Origin of the sequence: Nocardioides sp. OK12 (genome assembly GCF_024341885.1) — a bacterium.
GTDB classification, from domain to species: Bacteria; Actinomycetota; Actinomycetes; order Propionibacteriales; family Nocardioidaceae; genus Nocardioides; species Nocardioides marinisabuli.
Window position 1 is genome coordinate 485,541 of the sequence record NZ_BNET01000001.1, and the last position, 19,075, is coordinate 504,615.

At 73.3% G+C, this 19,075-nt stretch carries 19 protein-coding genes and 2 tRNA genes; 19 read left to right on the forward strand and 2 right to left on the reverse strand.

What is annotated here, in order from left to right; all coding sequences use genetic code 11:
• Position 1: 1 nt before the first annotated feature.
• The 14 genes from OCU29_RS02390 (at position 2) to OCU29_RS02455 (ending at position 11,787) form a co-directional block, all read left to right on the forward strand.
• Positions 2–811, forward strand: coding sequence for a fumarylacetoacetate hydrolase family protein (locus OCU29_RS02390; protein WP_179615920.1), 810 nt, complete (start codon positions 2–4; stop codon positions 809–811).
• Positions 808–2,295: a glutamate--tRNA ligase gene (gene gltX, locus OCU29_RS02395; protein WP_179615921.1), complete on the forward strand. Its 1,488-nt coding sequence runs from the start codon at positions 808–810 to the stop codon at positions 2,293–2,295. The genes OCU29_RS02390 and gltX overlap by 4 nt, the downstream gene beginning before the upstream one ends.
• Positions 2,296–2,301: 6 nt before the next feature.
• The gene (locus tag OCU29_RS02400) at positions 2,302–3,264 is read left to right on the forward strand and encodes a CPBP family intramembrane glutamic endopeptidase (RefSeq protein ID WP_261818655.1); all 963 of its coding nucleotides are present in this window, start codon (positions 2,302–2,304) and stop codon (positions 3,262–3,264) included.
• A 52-nt stretch (positions 3,265–3,316) separates the two neighbouring features.
• A tRNA-Gln gene (locus OCU29_RS02405) sits at positions 3,317–3,388 on the forward strand.
• Between the two features lie 125 nt (positions 3,389–3,513).
• A tRNA-Glu gene (locus tag OCU29_RS02410) sits at positions 3,514–3,589 on the forward strand.
• 154 nt (positions 3,590–3,743) lie between these two features.
• Entirely contained in the window at positions 3,744–4,772 is a 1,029-nt protein-coding gene (locus OCU29_RS02415) for a polyprenyl synthetase family protein (RefSeq protein WP_261818656.1), read from the forward strand.
• Positions 4,769–5,665: a squalene/phytoene synthase family protein gene (locus tag OCU29_RS02420; protein ID WP_261818657.1), complete on the forward strand. Its 897-nt coding sequence runs from the start codon at positions 4,769–4,771 to the stop codon at positions 5,663–5,665. Before OCU29_RS02415 ends, OCU29_RS02420 begins: the two co-directional genes overlap by 4 nt.
• Positions 5,662–7,269 carry a phytoene desaturase family protein gene (gene crtI / locus OCU29_RS02425; RefSeq protein WP_261818658.1) on the forward strand — a complete coding sequence of 536 codons (1,608 nt, stop codon included), beginning with the start codon at positions 5,662–5,664 and terminating at the stop codon, positions 7,267–7,269. The genes OCU29_RS02420 and crtI overlap by 4 nt, the downstream gene beginning before the upstream one ends.
• Positions 7,266–7,610, forward strand: a complete 345-nt coding sequence (locus tag OCU29_RS02430; RefSeq protein WP_261818659.1) for a lycopene cyclase domain-containing protein — start codon at positions 7,266–7,268, stop codon at positions 7,608–7,610. The genes crtI and OCU29_RS02430 overlap by 4 nt, the downstream gene beginning before the upstream one ends.
• Positions 7,607–7,945 (forward strand): lycopene cyclase domain-containing protein, encoded by a 339-nt coding sequence (locus OCU29_RS02435; protein ID WP_179615926.1) that lies wholly within the window; start codon positions 7,607–7,609, stop codon positions 7,943–7,945. Before OCU29_RS02430 ends, OCU29_RS02435 begins: the two co-directional genes overlap by 4 nt.
• Positions 7,942–9,318 (forward strand): cytochrome P450, encoded by a 1,377-nt coding sequence (locus tag OCU29_RS02440; protein WP_261818660.1) that lies wholly within the window; start codon positions 7,942–7,944, stop codon positions 9,316–9,318. Before OCU29_RS02435 ends, OCU29_RS02440 begins: the two co-directional genes overlap by 4 nt.
• Positions 9,315–10,469, forward strand: coding sequence for a glycosyltransferase (locus tag OCU29_RS02445; protein ID WP_261818661.1), 1,155 nt, complete (start codon positions 9,315–9,317; stop codon positions 10,467–10,469). The genes OCU29_RS02440 and OCU29_RS02445 overlap by 4 nt, the downstream gene beginning before the upstream one ends.
• Complete coding sequence (locus OCU29_RS02450; RefSeq protein ID WP_261818662.1) at positions 10,469–10,954, forward strand: hypothetical protein; 486 nt, start codon at positions 10,469–10,471, stop codon at positions 10,952–10,954. The genes OCU29_RS02445 and OCU29_RS02450 overlap by 1 nt, the downstream gene beginning before the upstream one ends.
• Entirely contained in the window at positions 10,954–11,787 is an 834-nt protein-coding gene (locus OCU29_RS02455) for a phosphatase PAP2 family protein (RefSeq protein WP_261818663.1), read from the forward strand. Before OCU29_RS02450 ends, OCU29_RS02455 begins: the two co-directional genes overlap by 1 nt.
• On the opposite strand, the gene OCU29_RS02460 is transcribed toward OCU29_RS02455, so the two are convergent.
• Positions 11,717–12,952, reverse strand: coding sequence for an LCP family protein (locus OCU29_RS02460; RefSeq protein WP_261818664.1), 1,236 nt, complete (start codon positions 12,950–12,952; stop codon positions 11,717–11,719). The genes OCU29_RS02455 and OCU29_RS02460 overlap by 71 nt on opposite strands.
• Positions 12,953–13,065: 113 nt before the next feature.
• On the opposite strand from OCU29_RS02460, the gene OCU29_RS02465 reads away from it, so the two are divergent.
• Both OCU29_RS02465 and OCU29_RS02470 read left to right on the forward strand, forming a co-directional pair.
• Positions 13,066–14,568 carry an AlkA N-terminal domain-containing protein gene (locus tag OCU29_RS02465; RefSeq protein WP_261818665.1) on the forward strand — a complete coding sequence of 501 codons (1,503 nt, stop codon included), beginning with the start codon at positions 13,066–13,068 and terminating at the stop codon, positions 14,566–14,568.
• Position 14,569: 1 nt separating this feature from the next.
• Complete coding sequence (locus tag OCU29_RS02470) at positions 14,570–15,049, forward strand: methylated-DNA--[protein]-cysteine S-methyltransferase (protein WP_261818666.1); 480 nt, start codon at positions 14,570–14,572, stop codon at positions 15,047–15,049.
• A 21-nt stretch (positions 15,050–15,070) separates the two neighbouring features.
• On the opposite strand, the gene OCU29_RS02475 is transcribed toward OCU29_RS02470, so the two are convergent.
• On the reverse strand, positions 15,071–15,796 hold the full coding sequence (locus tag OCU29_RS02475; protein WP_179615933.1) for an IclR family transcriptional regulator: 726 nt from the start codon (positions 15,794–15,796) through the stop codon (positions 15,071–15,073).
• 186 nt (positions 15,797–15,982) lie between these two features.
• On the opposite strand from OCU29_RS02475, the gene leuC reads away from it, so the two are divergent.
• The 3 genes from leuC to OCU29_RS02490 all read left to right on the forward strand — a co-directional run bounded on the left by leuC (position 15,983) and on the right by OCU29_RS02490 (position 18,989).
• The gene (leuC, locus tag OCU29_RS02480) at positions 15,983–17,383 is read left to right on the forward strand and encodes a 3-isopropylmalate dehydratase large subunit (RefSeq protein ID WP_179615934.1); all 1,401 of its coding nucleotides are present in this window, start codon (positions 15,983–15,985) and stop codon (positions 17,381–17,383) included.
• A gap of 14 nt (positions 17,384–17,397) precedes the next feature.
• Entirely contained in the window at positions 17,398–18,003 is a 606-nt protein-coding gene (gene leuD / locus OCU29_RS02485; protein WP_261818667.1) for a 3-isopropylmalate dehydratase small subunit, read from the forward strand.
• A 122-nt stretch (positions 18,004–18,125) separates the two neighbouring features.
• Entirely contained in the window at positions 18,126–18,989 is an 864-nt protein-coding gene (locus OCU29_RS02490; protein WP_306798998.1) for an HU family DNA-binding protein, read from the forward strand.
• Positions 18,990–19,075 lie beyond the last annotated feature (86 nt).

Below are 19,075 nucleotides of genomic sequence, written 5' to 3' on the forward strand. Positions count from 1 at the left end.
CGTGCGCATCGCGAGATTCACCAATGGCGAGGACCCCCTCTACGGCGTGGTCACGGGCGAGCTCGACGAGCTCGGGCAACCGAGCGAGGACAGCGTGGTCGTGGCCCTGGCCGGCGACCCGTTGTACGTCGGCGTCAAGCTGCTCGACCAGGAGTTCCGGCTGCCCGACGTCCGGCTGCTGGCGCCGGTGCTGCCCCGCAGCAAGGTCGTCGGCATCGCCCGCAACTACGCGGCCCACGCCGCCGAGCTCGGCAACGAGGTGCCGGCCGAGCCGATGATGTTCCTCAAGCCGAACACCAGCGTGGTCGGCCCCGGGGACCCGGTCTTCTACCCGCCGCAGACCCAGGAGCTGAGCTACGAGGGCGAGCTGGCGGTCGTGATCGGGCGGATCTGCCGCGACGTGCCGGTCGAGAGGGCCACCGACGTGATCCACGGCTACACGATCGCCAACGACGTGACCGCCCGCGACATCCAGAGCCGGCAGGGCCACTTCACCGTGGCGAAGGGCTTCGACTCCTTCTGCCCGCTCGGCCCCTGGATCGAGACCGACATCGACCCCCAGACCTTCAAGGACGGGGTGCGCATCCAGACCTTCCTCAACGGCGAGGTCGTGCAGGACGGCTCGACGGCCGACATGGTCGTCGACATCCCCGCGCTGGTCGCGCACGTCTCCAGCATCATGACGCTGCTCCCCGGCGACGTCATCCTCACCGGCACCCCCGAGGGTGTCGGCCCGATGGAGGTCGGTGACGAGGTCGAGATCTCGATCGACGGCCTCGGCACCCTCACGAACAAGGTGGCAACCCGATGAGCACCCCCGCTCCCGTCCGCGTCCGCATGGCCCCGTCCCCGACCGGCTCGCCCCACGTGGGCCTGGTCCGCACGGCGCTGTTCAACTTCGCCTTCGCGCGCCACGCCGCGCTCCAGGGCCAGGACGCCACGTTCGTCCTGCGCATCGAGGACACCGACAAGGAGCGCTCGACCGAGGAGTCCTACCAGGCGATCCTCGACCTGTTCCGCTGGATCGGCCTCGACTGGGACGAGGGCGTCGAGAAGGGCGGCCCCTACGGCCCCTACCGCCAGTCCGAGCGCGGCGACCTCTACCGCGACGTGCTCGCGAAGCTGGCCTCCTCGTCGCACACCTACGAGTGCTTCTGCACCAACGAGGAGGTCGACGCGCGCCGCAAGGCCTCGGGCTCGAAGGTGATGGGCTACGACGGCTTCTGCCGCGACCTCTCCGAGGAGCAGCGCGCCGCGTTCGTGGCCGAGGGGCGGGCCCCGCTCGTGCGGTTCCGGATGCCCGAGGGCTCGATCACCTGGGACGACCTGGTGCGCGGCGAGGTCACCTTCGACACCACCCACGTGCCCGACTTCGCGCTGTGCCGCGCCAACGGCGACCCGCTCTACACCCTCACCGCGCCGGTCGACGACGCCACCATGCACATCAGCCACGTGCTGCGCGGCGAGGACCTGCTCTCCTCGACCCCGCGCCAGATCGCGCTGTTCGAGGCGCTGAAGGCGATCGGCGTGGCCGAGGTGACCCCCGCCTACGGCCACCTGCCCTACGTGATGGGCGAGGGCAACAAGAAGCTCTCCAAGCGCGACCCGCAGGCGCACGCGCTGGCCTACCGCGACCAGGGCTTCATCCCCGAGGGCCTGATGAACTACCTGGCCCTGCTGGGCTGGGCGATCGCGGCCGACCGCGACGTCTTCAGCCTCGAGGAGATGGTCGAGGCGTTCGACATCAAGGACGTCAACCCCAACCCGGCCCGCTTCGACCTCAAGAAGGCCGACGCGATCAACACCTCGCAGATGCGCCGTCTCCCGGTGGAGGAGATCACCCACCGGGTGCTGCCGTTCCTCAAGGACGCCGGCGTCGTCTCCGACCCGGTCTCCGACGCCGACGCCCAGATGCTCGAGCTGGCGATGCCGCTGGTCGCCGAGCGCATCAACAAGCTCACCGAGGCGCCTGCCATGCTCGGCTTCCTCTTCGTCGACGAGGCCGACTTCACGATCGACCCCGACGACGCCGCCAAGCTGCTGACCGACGACGGCCTGGGCGTCGTACGCGCGGCGCTCGAGGCCGTCGAGGGGCTCGAGCAGTGGTCGACGGCTGCCATCCAGGACGCCCTGCAGGCCCGCCTGGTCGACGAGATGGGGCTCAAGCCCCGCAACGCCTTCGGGCCGGTGCGGGTCGCGATCTCCGGACGTCGGGTCAGCCCGCCGCTCTTCGAGTCGATGGAGCTGCTGGGCCGCGAGCGGTCGCTCTCGCGGCTGCGCGGCGCGCTCGCCTGACCCGCCATGCACCCCGAGGAGCGCCTGCCCTACCACCGCCTGCTGAGTGCTGCCCCGCGGCGGGGGTGGTGGATGCTCTTCGGGGTGGCGGTGCTGGGCGTGCTGTTCATCGTCCTGCAGCTGCTGATCGCGCTCGTCCTGACGCTCTGGCTGGCCCTCGGGGGGCTCGACGTCGGCACGGCCTTCGACCGGGTCAGCGGCGAGGGCGGGGTGATGCCGTCGTTCCTGGCGCTGGTCAACCTCGGCTGGGCGGTGACCATCCCGGTGGCCCTGGGCATCGTGTGGGTGGTGCACGGGGTCTCACCGGGCTGGCTGTCGTCGGTGGCCCGACGCCTGCGCTGGGGCTGGATGCTGACCTGCTTCGGGCTCTCGTTCATCGCCCTGCTCGCGACCCTGGTCGTCTCGGCGCTGGTGCCCGCCCAGGAGAGCGTCGCGCTGGACGGCGGGCTCAACGACTTCACCCGCACCACCCGTGACTTCCTGCTCGTGGTGCTGCTGCTGACCCCGTTGCAGGCCGCGGGGGAGGAGTACGCGTTCCGCGGCTACCTGACCCAGTCGTTCGGTGCCGTGCTCTCCCGCTGGCCACGGGTCTCGGTGGTGACGGCCGTGGTCGTGCCGGCCGTCGTCTTCGCCCTCTTCCACGGGGTGCAGGACCCGCCGATCTTCGTCGACCGGCTGGCCTTCGGGCTGGTGGCCGGCACGCTGGTCGTGCTCACCGGCGGCTTGGAGGCGGGCATCGCGATGCACGTCCTCAACAACCTCCTGGCCTTCGGCCTCGCCCTGGCCTTCAGCGACATGACCACCGCGCTCAACCCGACAGGCGGCAGCTGGTGGAGCCTCCCGGTGACCCTGACCCAGAGCCTGGTCTACCTCGGGGTGGTCGTCGGATGGGCGCGCTGGCGCGGGATCGCGACCTCCGCGGGGGCGGGCGAGGTGGCCGTTTTGTCGCCTCGGCCGGCCCCCGTGTAAGGTTTCCACCGGTCCTGAGGGAAGCCGCAAGGCGACCTGAAGAACCCCCCAGTGGGATATGGTGTAATTGGCAACACGACTGGTTCTGGTCCAGTTATTCTAGGTTCGAGTCCTAGTATCCCAGCGAGCAGCGACTCTGTCGCGGTGCCCCGAGAAGCTCGGAGCCCCGCGATTTTGTGCGGAAAGCCAGCCCCGGCTAGAGTTCCGCAGGTTGCTCCGGAGAAGCCGCAAGGCCGATCCGACTGCCACGCCCCCGTTGTGTAGCGGCCTAGCACGCCGCCCTCTCAAGGCGGTAGCGCCGGTTCGAATCCGGTCGGGGGTACCAGAGCAGGACCCGACAGCAGGCCCCAGCCCTCCGGCTGGGGCCTGCTGCGTCTCCAGGGCGACGTCGTCCGCGGATGCCCCCAGGGGTGACCTGCTAAGCCCCCTCCTTCCGTACGGTCTCCCTGACACGTGTCAGGCACACCGGAGGGCAAGTGATGGCAACGACCACCGACCAGGCCGTGCGCCACCTGCTCGACGAGGGCCGCGCCCGAGCGAGGAGGCTCGGCCCCGACCAGGTGCGGCTCTGGGACGCCCTGGCCCGCAGTACCGAGGGCGGCAAGCGGTTCCGACCTGCGCTGGTCGTCGCCGCCCACGACGCCCTCGGCGGGACCCGCCAGGAGGCCGCGGCCGCGACCGGCGCCGCGATCGAGCTGCTCCACACCGCGCTGGTGGTCCACGACGACGTGATCGACGGGGACGACGTACGACGCGGCCGGCCCAACGTGAGCGGCACGTTCCGCGCCGGGGCGCGGGAGGCCGGTGCGGACGCGGGGGGAGCCGACGCGCTCGCGCTCGCCGCCGGCATCCTGGCCGGCGACCTGGCGCTGGCCACCGCCGTCCGCGCCGTGGCCACGTGCGGGGCCCCCCGCGACGTCACCGAACGGCTCCTGGACCTCCTCGACGCGGCCCTGCACACCACGGCCGCCGGCGAGCTCGCCGACGTGACCCTCTCCCTGGGCCTGGGGGCGGCGTCGATGGCGGAGAGCCTGGACGCGGCCGAGCGCAAGACGAGCGCCTACTCCTTCGCGCTGCCCCTCCAGGCCGGCGCCGTGCTGGCGGACGCCGACGAGCACACGGTCGAGCGGCTGGGGGAGGCCGGCCGGGTGCTCGGCATCGGGTTCCAGCTGGTCGACGACCTGCTCGGCGTCTTCGGGGACCCGGCCCGCACGGGCAAGAGCACCACCAGCGACCTGCGCGACGCCAAGCAGACACCCCTCCTGGTCCACGCCCGCTCCACGTCGCAGTGGGCCCGCCTCGAGCCCTACGTCGGTCGCGACCTCGCCGCCGCCGACCTCGCCGAGGCCCGGGCGCTGCTCACCGCCTCCGGGTCGCGGGCCTTCGTCGAGGCTCTCGCGGCCCGGCACCACGCCTCGGCCGTGCGCACCGTCGAGGAGCTGGACCTGCCCGTCGACGTGCTGGGCCCGCTCCTCACCTCGTTCGGCCTCGACGAGGCCGCCGCGTGAGGACCCGCAGCCCCCACGGCCCCCACGGCCCCAGCCGTGAGGCGACCACCCTCTACGACTCCCTCTCGGAGGACAGCGCGGCCGGGGTGATCCGGGCCTTCTCGAGCTCGTTCGGGCTGTCCTCGCGCCTGCTGGGGGAGCCGGTGCGCACGCAGGTGCGCAACGTCTACGCCCTGGTGCGGGTCGCCGACGAGATCGTCGACAACACCGATCCCGGTCTCGAGGTGGGCCCCCGACGGACCATGCTCGGCTGGCTGCACGACGACGTGCGGCACGCCCTGGAGCACGGCTACAGCGCCAACCTCGTCGTGCACGCCTTCGCGCGCACCGCGCGGGGCTGCGGCATCGGCGCGGACCTGGTCGACCCGTTCTTCGCCTCGATGGGGACGGACCTGGAGACCACCGAGCACACCCCTGCCAGCTTCGAGCGCTACGTCTACGGCTCGGCGGAGGTGATCGGCCTGATGTGCCTGCGGGTCTTCCTGGCCGGCGACGGCGCGGCCCGCGAGCGTGAGTACGACCGCCTCGCGCCCGGCGCCCGACGGCTGGGTGCGGCGTTCCAGAAGCTCAACTTCCTGCGCGACCTCGCCGAGGACCACGACCAGCTCGGGCGCGCCTACTTCCCCGGTCTGGACGTCGAGCGCTTCTGCGACGGCGACCGCGACCGGATCCTCGACGACATCGACGCCGACCTGGTCGCCGCGGCCGCGGTCATCCCGGCCCTGCCGAGCAGCAGCCGCCGCGCCGTGGCGGCCGCGCACGCGACCTTCGCCGAGCTCGGCGCCCGCCTGCGGGAGACCCCCGCGCCCGACATCCGCCGGACCCGGGTCCGGGTCCCCGACCCGGTCAAGCTGCGGCTGCTGGCCGGTGTCCTGCTGAGGAGCGACGCATGACCTCCCTGCTGCCCCAGCGCCGCGGCCCGCGTGCCGCGTCCGGCTCGCGCCGCGTCGTGGTGGTGGGCGGTGGCATCGCCGGCCTCGCGACCGCGGCGCTGCTCGCCGCGCACGGACACAGCGTCGACCTGCTGGAGAAGAACGAGGAGCTGGGCGGCCGGGTCGGCAGCATCGAGAGGGACGGCTTCCGCTTCGACACCGGTGCGTCCTGGTACCTGATGCCCGAGGTCTTCGAGCACTTCTTCGCCCTGCTCGGCACCTCGGCCGCGGCCGAGCTCGACCTGACCGTGCTCGACCCCAGCTACCGGGTCTTCTTCGAGGGCCACGAGCGCCCCCTCGACATCCGCCCCGACCGGGCGCACAACCGGGCCGTCTTCGAGGAGGTCGAGCCGGGGGCCGGCCAGCGCTTCGACGACTACCTCTCCTCCGCGCAGGAGACCTACGACATCGCGCTGCGGCGGTTCCTCTACAGCAACTTCGACTCCTCCGCCTCGTTCCTGCGCTCCGACGTGCTGCGCCGGACACCGCGGCTGGGCCAGCTGCTCACCCGCTCGCTGGGCAGCCACGTCGCCAGCCGGTTCCAGGACGACCGCCTGCGCCAGGTGCTCGGCTACCCGGCGGTGTTCCTGGGCTCCTCGCCGAGCCGGGCCCCGAGCATGTACCACCTGATGAGCAGCCTGGACCTCGGCGACCGGGTCCTCTACCCGCAGGGCGGGTTCACCCGGCTCGTCGAGGTGGTCGCCGACCTGGCCCGGCGCCACGGGGCCCGGCTGCACACCGCCACGAGCGTCACCAGGATCCTGACGGGCCCCGCCTCCCGCGGTGCCCGGGCGTCGGTGCGCGGGGTGGAGCACGCGAGCCCCACCGGTGGGACGGGCACGATCGAGGCCGACGTGGTCGTCGGTGCCGCGGACCTGCACCACCTCGAGACGCAGCTGCTGCCGGCCGCGCTGCAGTCCCACCCCGAGACCGCGTGGCGCCGACGCTCCCCGGGGCCCGGTGCGGTGCTGGCGATGCTCGGCGTCGAGGGCGCGCTGCCCGAGCTGTCGCACCACTCCCTGTTCTTCACCTCCGACTGGGAGCAGAACTTCGGCGACATCTTCGGCGCGCAGGCCCGCGTCCCGGACCCGGCCTCGACGTACGTCTGCAAGCCCTCGGCGACCGACCCCACGGTGGCCCCGGAGGGGTGCGAGAACCTCTTCGTCCTGGTGCCGGTGCCGGCCGACACCAGCATCGGTGCGGGCGGTGACGACGGCGCGGGCTCCAAGACCGTCGAGCGTGCGGTGGACGCCGCCATCGACCAGGTGGCCGGCTGGGCGAAGGTCCCCGACCTGCGCCGACGGATCCGGGTGCGGCACACCGTCGGGCCCGCCGACTTCGAGCAGCGCTACAACTCCTGGCGCGGCGGGGCCCTCGGGCTCGAGCACACCCTGCGCCAGAGCGCCTTCTTCCGCCCCGGCAACGTGTCCTCCAAGGTGGAGGGCCTGTTCTACGCCGGGGCGAGCACCGTGCCGGGGGTGGGGCTGCCGATGTGCCTGATCAGCGCCGAGCTGGTGCTCAAGCGGCTGTCCGGGGACCGGTCGGCGGGACCGGTGGCGCCATGAGCCTGCTGCAGCTGTCGTACGTCGCCATGCTCGTCTTCTGCCTCGTCGGCACCCTGTGGCTCGTGCCGGCCTTCCGGCTCGACGTGCTGCGCCAGCCCCGGCGGCTGGCCCTGACCGTGCTGGCGGCCGGGACGCCGTTCCTCCTCTGGGACCTCGGTGCCACGGCGGCGGGGCACTGGCACTTCGACGACGAGCAGACCCTGCCCTGGCGCGTCGCTGGCCTGCCCCTCGAGGAGATCGCCTTCTTCGTGGTCATCCCGCTCGTCTCGGTCCTGACGCTCGAGGGGGTGCGTGCGGCGCGGCCCCGGGTGCTCACACGTCGACGCGAGGAGGCCCGGTGACCTACACCGCACTGGCAGTGCTGGGCGTCGTGGCAGCCCTGGTGGTGGACCGCTGGGTCGTGGGCACCCGGTTGACCAGCACCTCCGTCTGGTGGACGGCCTACGCCATCATCGTCTTCTTCCAGCTGCTCACCAACGGGTGGCTGACCGGGCGCGGCATCGTCCGCTACGACGGCGAGAGCATCATCGGCTCCGAGCAGATCACCGTCCTCGGCGACGGCCGGCTGTTCTTCGCCCCCGCCGAGGACCTCGCCTTCGGCTTCGCCCTGGTCCTGACCTCCTGCGTGGCGTGGACCTGGTTCGGGCGGCACCGCGACGGGACGGGGCAGCCATGAGCGTCTCCGAGCGCCTCCAGGCGCTCCAGCCGACCGACATCGGGGTGCCCGGCCCGACGTCCCTCGACATGGCCCGGGCGTTCCGCTCGGTGCGCGCCGACCCGCTGTCCTTCCTGGTCGACGTCGCCGACCGCTACGGCGACCTGGTCTCCTTCCCCGTGCCCGGGCCACCGGCGCTGCTGCTCAACGACCCCGCCGACGCGCGCCACGTCCTGCAGACCGCCGCGCGCGGCTGGGGCAAGCAGACCGTGCAGTACGCCGCGCTGGCCAGGGTCACCGGGCCCGGCCTGCTGGCGTCCTCCGAGCCGAGCTGGATCGAGCACCGACGCCTCGCCGCACCGGCCTTCCACCACGAGCGGCTGCTCGCGGTGGGCGAGCAGGTGGCGGCCGCCGTCGACGCGGCGGTCACCGCCCGGCTGGGGCGGGGGACCGGCACCGAGGTCGTGGACGTCGCCGCCCTGACGCACCGCATCGGCCTGGACGCGGTCGGGCGGGCCCTGTTCTCCACCGACCTGTCCGGCCACGCGCAGCACCTCCTCGACGCGACGAGCAGGGCGGCCGAGCTGGTGGTGCGGCTGGGTCGGTCGATCCTGCCGACGGCCCCGTGGCTGCCCACCCGGACCAACGTCCGCCTGCGCGCCACCCGGCGCCGCCTCGACTCGATCACCGGCGAGATCATCGCCGAGCGACGAGGGCGTCGCTCGCCGCGCGGCGACCACGGCGACGACCTCCTGGGGCTCCTGCTCGACAGCGGGCTCGACGACACCGCCGTGCGCGACGAGCTGGTCACCATGGTCATCGCCGGCCACGAGACGGTGGCCGGGGCGCTGTCCTGGACGCTGATGCTGCTCGCCGAGCACCAGGACGCCCAGGACCGCCTGCGCGCCGAGCTGGACGCACACCCGGGCCCCGTGTCCCTGCTGGGCCACCGCGAGAGGCTGCCGTGGACCCGCGCGGTCGTCGACGAGTCGCTGCGGCTCTTCCCGCCCGCCTGGGCCCTGTCGCGACGCTCGCTGGGCCCCGACGTCGTCGGTGGTCGCGAGGTCCCGGCCGGGACGCTGGCCATCATCAGCCCGTGGCTCCTGCACCGGCGGGGGGAGTCCTGGCCGGCGCCGCTGTCCTTCCGACCCGAGCGCTTCCTCGACCCCGCGGCCGCCCGCTCCGCCTACCTGCCCTTCGGGCAGGGGCCGCGGCTGTGCATCGGCCGCGAGTTCGCGCTCGGGGAGATGGTGCTGGTCCTGAGCCGGCTGCTGCGCGAGCACCGGCTCGAGGTCCCTGCCGGCTGGTCGCGACCGGTGGCGCAGGCCCAGGTCGCCGTGCACCCCCAGGGGGGCATGCCGCTGCTGGTCACCGGTGTGGGGAGCGAGCGATGAGCGACCTCGCCCTGGCCCTGGCGCTGCTGGTCGGCACGGTGGCCGGCGGGTGGCAGCTGCGCGACCTGCGCGTGCTGCGCCCCGGTGCGGGCTGGGGCGCGGAGGCCTCCCGCGTGTCGGTCGTGGTGCCGGCTCGTGACGAGGAGGCGAGCCTGCCCGCGCTGCTGGCCTCGCTGGCCCGGCTCGACGTCGCGGTCGGCGAGGTGGTCGTCGTCGACGACGGGTCCGTCGACCGGACCGCGGCCGTGGCCACCACGGGCGGCGCCACCCTCGTCAGCGCCTCGCCCCCTCCTCCCGGGTGGACCGGCAAGGCCTGGGCCTGCCACCAGGGCGTCGGCGCGACGTCGGGCGACCTGCTGCTCCTCCTCGACGCCGACACCGAGCTGGCCGCCGGGGCGCTCACCGGCCTGCTGGAGCTGCACGGACGGCACGGGGGACTGGTCTCCGTGCAGCCCTTCCACGCCGTCGGAGGTGGCCACGAGCAGCTCTCCTCCTACTTCAACGTGGTGTCGATGATGGCCAGCGGGGCGTTCGGCCGTGGTGCGAGCAGCCGCCCGATGGCCTTCGGGCCCTGCCTGCTGACCTCGCGCGAGGACTACGCGCGGGCCGGGGGGCACGCCGCGGTGCGCGGCGAGGTCCTCGACGACGTGGAGCTGGCCCGCGCCTACCACCGCTGCGGCCTGCCCGTGCACTGCGCCGCCGGGGGCGAGGAGGTCCGGATGCGCAGCTACCCCGGGGGGTGGCGGCAGCTGGTCCCGGGCTGGACCAAGAACATGGCGTCCGGTGCGTCGGCCGCCGCCCCGGGGCCGACCCTGGCCGCGGTGCTGTGGCTGTGCGTCCACCACGCCGTGGCCGTGGGGCTGCTCCTGGCGCTGCTGGACGTGTCGGGCAGCCCGGTCGGGCCGCTCGCGCACGGGCACCCGCTGGTCTGGGTCGTGGGCTACGTGGTGACCGCGCTGCACCTGCGGCTGCTCCTGACCCGCCTGGGCTCCTTCCGCTGGTGGACCTGGGCGCTGTTCCCGCTGCCGCTGCTGGCCTTCGACGCGGTCTTCGCGCGCTCGGTCGGGGCCACGCTGGTGCGCGGCTCGGTGACCTGGCGGGGGCGCCCGGTGCGGACCAGGGGGCGCGACCGCGTCCGCGAGGTGGGCTGATGCTGCGACTGGTGATGCCGGAGGCCGTGACCGTCGTCGTCGACGTGCTGGCCTGGGGGGCGCTGCACGCGGCCACGGGCTACGCGGCCCACCGCCTCGGCGCCGAGCGGCTGGCCGAGGACGGGTGGCTGCTGCGGGCGCGACGCTTCGAGGCCCGCGGCACGTGGTACCGCCGACGGCTGCGGATCCACCGGTGGAAGGACCGGGTGCCCGAGGCCGGGGACCTGTTCCGGGGCGGGGTCAGCAAGCGCCAGCTGCCGTCGTACGACGTCGCGGGGCTGCAGCTCTTCGTCCAGGAGACCCGGCGCGCCGAGCTCGCCCACTGGTGGGCGATGGCCTGCGGGCCGCTGTTCGTGCTGTGGAACCCGCCCGTGGCCGCCGTCCTCCTCGTGGCGTACGGCGTGGTCGTCAACCTGCCCTTCATCCTGATCCAGCGCTACAACCGCTTCCGGACCCAGGCGGTCATCGAGCGGCGGCGCCGCTGATGGCAGCGGGAGCCTCGCGGCACGGGCCGGTCGCCCAGCTGCTCATCGCCTGGTCGCCGCTGAGCCTGATCCTGGTCGCCTACGCGGTCGCGGGGTGGGTCAGCGCGCCGCTCGGCGCCGACGTCGACGCGACCAACCGGCTCGGGTTCGAGGTGGCCCTGACGTGGCCGGCGCAGGTCGACCGGACGCTGCTCGGCGGCGTGCCCACGGTGTGGCTGCAGCAGCACCTCGTCGACGGGACGACGCACTGGTACGACGCCGCTGCGGCGCTGGTCTACAGCACCCACTTCGTGGCCATCCCGTTGCTGACCGCGTACGTCTGGTTCGCGCTGCGGGACCGGTTCGTGCCCCTGCTCGCGTCGTTGCTGGTCTTCACCGTGGTGGGGATGACGGGCTACGTCGTCTCACCCGCCGCCCCTCCGTGGCTGGCCTCGCAGCGCGGGGAGATCGGGCCGGTCGAGCGGGTCTCGCACCTGGGCTGGGAGCACCTGCACCTCGACTGGATCAGCGTGCTGACGGTCTCGGGCCAGTCGGGCAGCAACCCGGTCGCGGCGATGCCGTCGCTGCACGCGGGCAGCGCGATGCTCGTGGCCCTGGTCCTGTGGCCGGTGCTCGGCGCCGCCGGGCGCACCCTGGCGCTGGGCTACGTGCTGGCGATGGGGCTGACCCTCGTCTACACCGGCGAGCACTACGTCGTCGACGTCGTGGCCGGCTGGCTCACCGCGGCGGCGGGGGCGGGCGCCGGCGCCGTGCTGGCCCGGCTCAGGCGCACAGGCCGTTGGCCAGCGCCTCGGCCTGCTCCTCCTCGGTGGGGGCCTGCGGCTCCGTCGTAGCGCCGGTGCTCGGCTCGTCGGGTGCCTCCGACGGCGAGGCCGACGGCGTCGCTGTCCCACCCACCGGGTCCGCGGCGTTGATCGAGCCCTCCTTGAGCGTGGAGCTGAGCGGCTTGTCGCGCTTGATGCGGGTCCAGAGCTTGTCGGCCTCGTCGGTCCACACCAGCCGGTTGGGGTCGGGCTCGTAGGCCTCGAAGGGCACGCTGATGAACTTGATGTCGCTGAGGCCGGTCTGGCGGAACTGCAGCGCCAGGTCGGCCAGGCTGCCCAGGCTGTCGAGCTCGGCGTCGAGGGTCAGCGACCCGGTGGCGGCCTTGAGGAAGCTGTAGACCCGGTCGGGTCGGGTCAGGGTGCCGGCGGAGACGACCTTGTTGACCATCGAGGCGATGAAGGCCTGCTGCCGCTTCATCCGGCCGATGTCGGAGTTGGCCGAGAGCACCGACCGCTCACGCACGTACTTGAGCGCGTCCTCGCCGTCGAGGACCTGGGTGCCGGCGTCGAGGTAGATCTTGGTCTTGGGGTCGGCGACCTCCTTGGGCAGGCAGACCTCCACGCCGCCGACGGCGTCGACCATGTCGACGAAGCCGTTGAAGTCGACGGTGACGTAGTGGTCGATGAGCACCCCGGTCAGCTGCTCGAGGGTCTGCACGGTGCAGGCGGCCCCGCCCTCGGCGAAGGCGGTGTTGAACATCGCCAGCTCGGCGCCGGGGATCGTGCTGCCGTCCTCGGCCATGCAGTCGGGACGGGTGACCAGGGCGTCGCGCGGCAGGGAGACGCCGTACGCCTCCTTGCGGTCGGCCGAGACGTGGATCAGCAGGGTCGTGTCGGAGCCGCCGCCACCGGCCTCGCCGTCGATGCCGCAACCCTCGCAGCTGCGGTCGTCGGTGCCGAGGACCAGGATGTTGAGCGGCTCCTGCGGCCCCTCGACCTCCCTCTTCTCGGGCCGGTCCATCAGCTGGTCCTCGATGTCCTGCACGTCGAGACCGGAGTCGAGGCGGTCGTAGGCCACCGCGACGGTGCCTGCGGTCAGCAGCGCCAGGCACAGCTGGGTGATCAGGACGACGCGCCACACGGTGCGGCGGGAGCGCCGCTCCGGGCTGATCCGCCGACGGCGTCCGGGACGCGGTGCCGGCCGCTCGGTGCTGGGGCTCTGGTCGTCGTCCACCTCATGATTCTCCCTGACGCGTGGTGATCTGCGCGACACCCCGGTCGGGGGTCCCCGCGGGCGACGTCCGATTCCCGCCAGTCACGGCTGGGGCGGTGGGGGAGGATGAGGCCATGACCGGCCTGGAGGGACTCGACGCGGCGTCCTGCTACGCCGCGGTGAAGGCCCGCGACCGTCGCTTCGACGGGGTCTTCTGGACGGCGGTGCGCACGACCGGCATCTACTGCCGCCCCTCGTGCCCGGCCCGCACCCCGGCCGCCGGCAACGTGATCTTCCACCCCAGCGCCGCCGCGGCCCAGGGGGCCGGCTTCCGGGCCTGCAAGCGGTGCCTGCCCGACGCGACGCCCGGCAGCCCCGAGTGGGACGTCGCCGCCGGCGCCGCCGGGCGGGCCATGCGCCTGGTCGCCGACGGGGTCGTCGACCGCGAGGGCGTCGACGGGCTGGCGCGCCGGCTCGGCTACAGCCCGCGCCACCTGACCCGGCTGCTCACCGCCGAGCTGGGCGCCGGTCCGCTCGCGCTGGCCCGGGCCCGCCGCGCCCAGACCGCCCGCGTGCTCGTCGAGACCACCGACCTGCCGCTCGCCGACGTGGCCTTCGCGGCGGGCTTCGCCAGCGTGCGGCAGTTCAACGACACGATCCGCGAGGTCTACGCGCTGAGCCCCAGCCAGCTGCGCGGACGCCGGGGCGCGGCGACGGCGAGCGCCGGCGGCATCTCGCTGCGGCTGGCGGTGCGCACCCCCTTCGCCGGCCAGGCGCTGCTGGGGTTCCTGGCCTACCACCTGGTCCCGGGCGTCGAGACCGCCGGACCGGGCTGGTACGCCCGCACCCTCGACCTGCCCCACGGACCCGGCACGGTGCGCGTCGACCTCGACCCGGCGCTCGACGAGGTGCCGGCCGGGGGAGTGGCGATGGTCGGGGCCCACTTCCGGCTCACCGACCTGCGCGACACCACCGCGGCCGTCGAGCGCGTACGCCGCCTGGTCGACGCCGACTGCGACCCGCTGCCGGTCGCCGAGCACCTCGGGACCGACCCGGTCCTCGGGGCGCTGGTGCGCCGCACCCCGGGGCTGCGGCTGCCCGGCCAGGTCGACGGCGACGAGACGGCCGTGCGCACGGTGATCGGCCAGCAGGTCTCGGTGACCGGCGCCCGCACGGTCGGCGGGCGCGTCGTGGCCGCCCACGGCCGACCGGTCGAGACCGGTGAGCCGGGGCTGACCCACCTGTTCCCCGACGCGGCGACCCTCGCGGAGGTCGACCCGGAGACGCTGCCGATGCCGCGAGCCCGGGGCCGGGCCCTGGTCGGGCTGAGCGCGGCGCTGGCCGCCGGCGAGCTGGCGCTCGACCGCGGTCCGGAGCGCGACGCCGTGCGCGCGGCGATGCTGGCCCTGCCCGGGATCGGCCCCTGGACCGCCGACTACGTCGCGATGCGCGCCCTGGGCCACCCCGACGTCTTCTTGTCGACCGACCTGGGCGTGCGGACCGCCTTCAAGCGCCTGGGGCTCGAGCCGGCCGCCGAGATCGCCCGAGCACCGCTGTGGAGCCCGTGGCGCTCCTACGCCCTGATGCACCTGTGGCAGACCCTGATGCCCGACCCGCCCCGACCGGAGGACGACTGAGATGTGGACCGAGACCGACAGCCCGATCGGGCCGCTGCGCCTCGTCGAGCGCGACGGTGCGCTGGCGGCCGTGGAGTTCGCGCCCTACCCCGAGCCGGGGGCCCAAGACCCGGGCGAGCGCGACGACACGCAGCCGGTGCTGGTCGAGACGGTGCGCCAGCTGGCGGCGTACTTCGACGGCGGGCTGCGCGACTTCGACCTGCCCCTCGCGCCGCGCGGCAGCGACTTCCAGCAGCGGGTGTGGGCCCAGCTGCGCACGATCGGCTACGGCGAGACCGCGTCGTACGGCGAGGTGGCGCGCGCGCTGGGCATGACCAACGCCGCCTCGCGCGCGGTCGGGCTGGCCAACGGCCGCAACCCGATCCCGGTCGTGATCCCGTGCCACCGCGTCATCGGCGCCAACGGCACCCTCACCGGCTACGCCGGTGGACTGGAGCGCAAGCAGGTGCTGCTCGGCCTCGAGCAGGACGGGTTGTTCTAGCCCCGGGGAGGTGCGTGCGCCTCAGGCGCTCTCGGCCGCGGCGCGGCGCAGCGACTCCGAGAGCCGCTCGGCGGCGGCGAGCACGGCGGGGGCGTGCATGCGGCCGGGTTGGCGCGAGAGCCGCTCGAGCGGGCCGGAGACCGAGACGGCGGCGATGATCTTGCCGCTGGGGGAGCGCACCGGCGCGGAGACCGAGGCGACGCCCTGCTCGCGCTCGCCGACCGACTGGGCCCAGCCGCGGCGGCGGATGCCGGAGAGGGCGGCCGCCGAGAAGGCGGCGTTCTGCAGGCCCCGCTGCATCCGCTCGGGGTCGTCCCAGGCCAGCAGCACCTGGGCGGCCGACCCGGCGCGCATGGTCAGCTGGGAGCCGATCGGGATGGTGTCGCGCAGGCCCGAGGGACGCTCGGCGGCCGCGACGCAGACGCGGTGGTCGCCCTGGCGGCGCCACAGCTGGGCGGACTCGCCGGTGATGTCGCGCAGCCGGGCCAGCACCGGGCCGGCGGTGGCCAGCAGGCGGTCCTCGCCGGCGGCGGCGGAGAGCTCGGAGAGGCGCGGACCGAGCACGAAGCGGCCCTGCATGTCGCGCGCCACCAGCCGGTGGTGCTCGAGCGCCACCGCGAGCCGGTGGGCCGTCGGGCGGGCCAGGCCGGTCGCGGTCACGAGCCCGGCCAGGGTCGCCGGGCCGGCCTCGAGCGCGGTCAGCACGATCGCGGCCTTGTCGAGCACTCCCACTCCACTGCTGTCCATATGCCAATACTTGCGTCTCAGATCATGGGATGCAAGTCCTGTGACCGGGGTCTCACCCCCGCTCGGTAAGGAGCGGGCTCAGCATCGCCGTCTCGAATGACGGGACCCGCGTCTCACTTCCTGGGATCGAGGACGTAGGCTCGGGTGCTGTTCCACCGTCACCCACCAGTCATCAAGGAGCGCGTCATGGGCAGGACCCTGTCGGAGAAGGTCTGGGACGAGCACGTCGTCCGCTCGACCGCGGGAGAGCCGGACCTGCTCTACATCGACCTCCACCTCATCCACGAGGTGACCTCGCCGCAGGCCTTCGACGGGCTGCGGCTGGCCGGACGCCCGGTGCGCCGCCCCGACCTGACCCTGGCGACCGAGGACCACAACGTCCCCACGCTGGACTGGGACAAGCCGATCGCCGACCCGGTCTCGCGCACCCAGGTCGAGACGCTGCGCCGCAACGCCGAGGAGTTCGGGGTGCGCCTGCACCCCCTCGGCGACCTCGACCAGGGCATCGTGCACGTGGTCGGCCCCCAGCTGGGCCTGACCCAGCCGGGCATGACGATCGTGTGCGGCGACAGCCACACCAGCACCCACGGTGCCTTCGGCGCGATCGCCTTCGGCATCGGCACCTCCGAGGTCGAGCACGTGCTGGCCACGCAGACGCTGATGCAGGCACGCCCCAAGACGATGGCCGTGACCATCAACGGCAGCCTGCCCGACGGCGTGACCGCCAAGGACATGGTGCTCAACCTGATCGCGCACACCGGCACCGGAGGCGGCCAGGGCTACATCGTCGAGTACCGCGGCCAGGCCATCGAGGAGCTCTCGATGGAGTCGCGGATGACGGTGTGCAACATGAGTATCGAGTGGGGCGCCAAGGCCGGGATGATCGCCCCCGACCAGACCACCTTCGACTACATCGAGGGACGCCCCGAGGCCCCCACCGGCGCCGACTGGGACGCCGCCGTCGAGCACTGGACGAGCCTGCGCACCGACGACGACGCGACGTACGACGCCGAGATCGTCCTCGACGCCTCGACGATGACGCCGTTCGTCACCTGGGGCACCAACCCCGGCCAGGGCGTGCCCCTGGGCGCCTCGGTGCCGCACCCCGACGACTTCGAGGAGCCCTCCGACCGCGTCGCGGCCGAGAAGGCGCTGGCCTACATGGACCTGGTGGCCGGCACGCCGATGCGCGAGGTCTCGGTCGACACCGTCTTCGTCGGCTCGTGCACCAACGGCCGCATCGAGGACCTGCGCCTGGCCGCCGAGATCATCAAGGGTCGCACCGTCGCCCCCGACACCCGGCTGCTGGTCGTGCCCGGCTCGGTGCGGGTGCGCCTGCAGGCCGAGGAGGAGGGCCTCGACGTCGTCTTCAAGGAGGCCGGCGCCGAGTGGCGCGGGGCCGGCTGCTCGATGTGCCTGGGCATGAACCCCGACACCCTCGCCCCCGGCGAGCGCAGCGCCTCGACCTCCAACCGCAACTTCGAGGGCCGTCAGGGCAAGGGTGGACGCACCCACCTGGTCTCGATCCCCGTCGCCGCCGCCACCGCGGTGCGCGGCACCCTGTCCTCGCCCGCCGACCTCGCCTGAGACGGAGAAAGACCATGGAGAAGGTCACCACCCACACCGGCATCGGTGTCCCGCTGCGCCGCAGCAACGTCGACACCGACCAGATCATCCCGGCCGTCTACCTCAAGCGGGTCACGCGCACCGGCTTCGAGGACGGGCTGTTCGCGGCCTGGCGCAACGACCCCGAGTTCGTGCTCAACCACCCGGTCTACTCGCAGGGCTCGGTGCTGGTGGCGGGCCCCGACTTCGGCACCGGCTCCTCGCGCGAGCACGCGGTCTGGGCGCTGCAGAACTACGGCTTCAAGGTCGTCATCTCCTCGCGCTTCGCCGACATCTTCCGCGGCAACTCCGGCAAGGCGGGCCTGCTCGCCGCCCAGGTCGACGAGAAGGTCGTGCAGCGGCTGTGGGACCTGCTCGAGGCCGACCCGGGCGCCGCGATCACCGTCGACCTCGAGTCGCGCACCGTGCGCGCCGGTGAGGGCGACGACGCGATCGAGGACTCCTTCGACATCGACGACTACACCCGCTGGCGCCTGCTCGAGGGCCTCGACGACATCGGCATCACGCTGGGTCACGACGAGGAGATCGGCCGCTTCGAGGCCGGGCGACCGAGCTGGAAGCCGCTGACCATCCACTCCTGACCTCGACACTCCCGGGGTCCCTTCCCGGCCCGGGTCGTTGTGGCCCGGGCCACAAGTCCCTAGCGTGCTAGCAACATCGGGCAGCGCGCCGTGCTGCCGAGGTCGGCTGAAGGGGAAGCGGAGTGAACAAGTCTCAGCTCATCGACGCGCTCGCAGCGCGCTACGAGGGGAACAGGAAGGCGGCCGCGCACGCGCTCGAGTCGGTCCTCGACACGATCACGCGCGAGGTCTCGAAGGGCGAGAAGGTCGCCATCACCGGGTTCGGGTCGTTCGAGAAGCGGATCCGCGACGCCCGGTGGGTGCGCAACCCGCGCACCGGTGAGCGGATCAAGGCCAAGAAGACCGCCGTGCCGAAGTTCACCCCCGGCGCCGACCTCAAGAACGTCGTCTCCGGCGCCAAGAAGCTGCCCAAGCTGACCGTCGCCGCCGCGACGGCGCCTGCGGCGATGGCCGTCGACACGGTCAAGAAGGCGACGGGCAAGAAGTCGTCGACCGCGAAGGCGTCGACCGCGAAGTCGGCGCCGGCGACGAAGGCGCCCGCCAAGAAGGCTGCCCCGGCGACGAAGGCGACGGCTGCCAAGGCCCCGGCCAAGAAGACCGCCGCCAAGAAGACCGCCGCCAAGGCCCCGGCCAAGAAGACGACGACCACCAAGACGACGGCCGCGAAGACGACGGCGAAGAAGACGCCCGCCAAGAAGTCGACGGCGAAGAAGACCCCGGCGAAGACGAGCGCGACCTCGTCGTCGGCCGGCACGAAGGGGCCGGCCAAGAAGTCCACCGGCACCGCTGCCACGAAGGCGCCTGCCAAGAAGTCGACCGCCTCGAAGTCGACCGCCTCGAAGTCGACCGCGGCCAAGAAGAGCAGCGCCAAGAAGAGCCCGGCCAAGAAGACGGCGAGCGCGGGCGGCACCTCGAGCGGCAGCACGTCGAGCAGCAGCTCGGGCAGCAGCTCGGGCAGCGGTGGCTCCTCGACGTCCTCCTCCTGATCCACCTCGTCGCACGGCGGGTCGCCCTCGGGTGGCCCGCCATCGGCGTGCCCCAGGTCAGCGCTGCCTCGGCGCCGAGCCAGGAC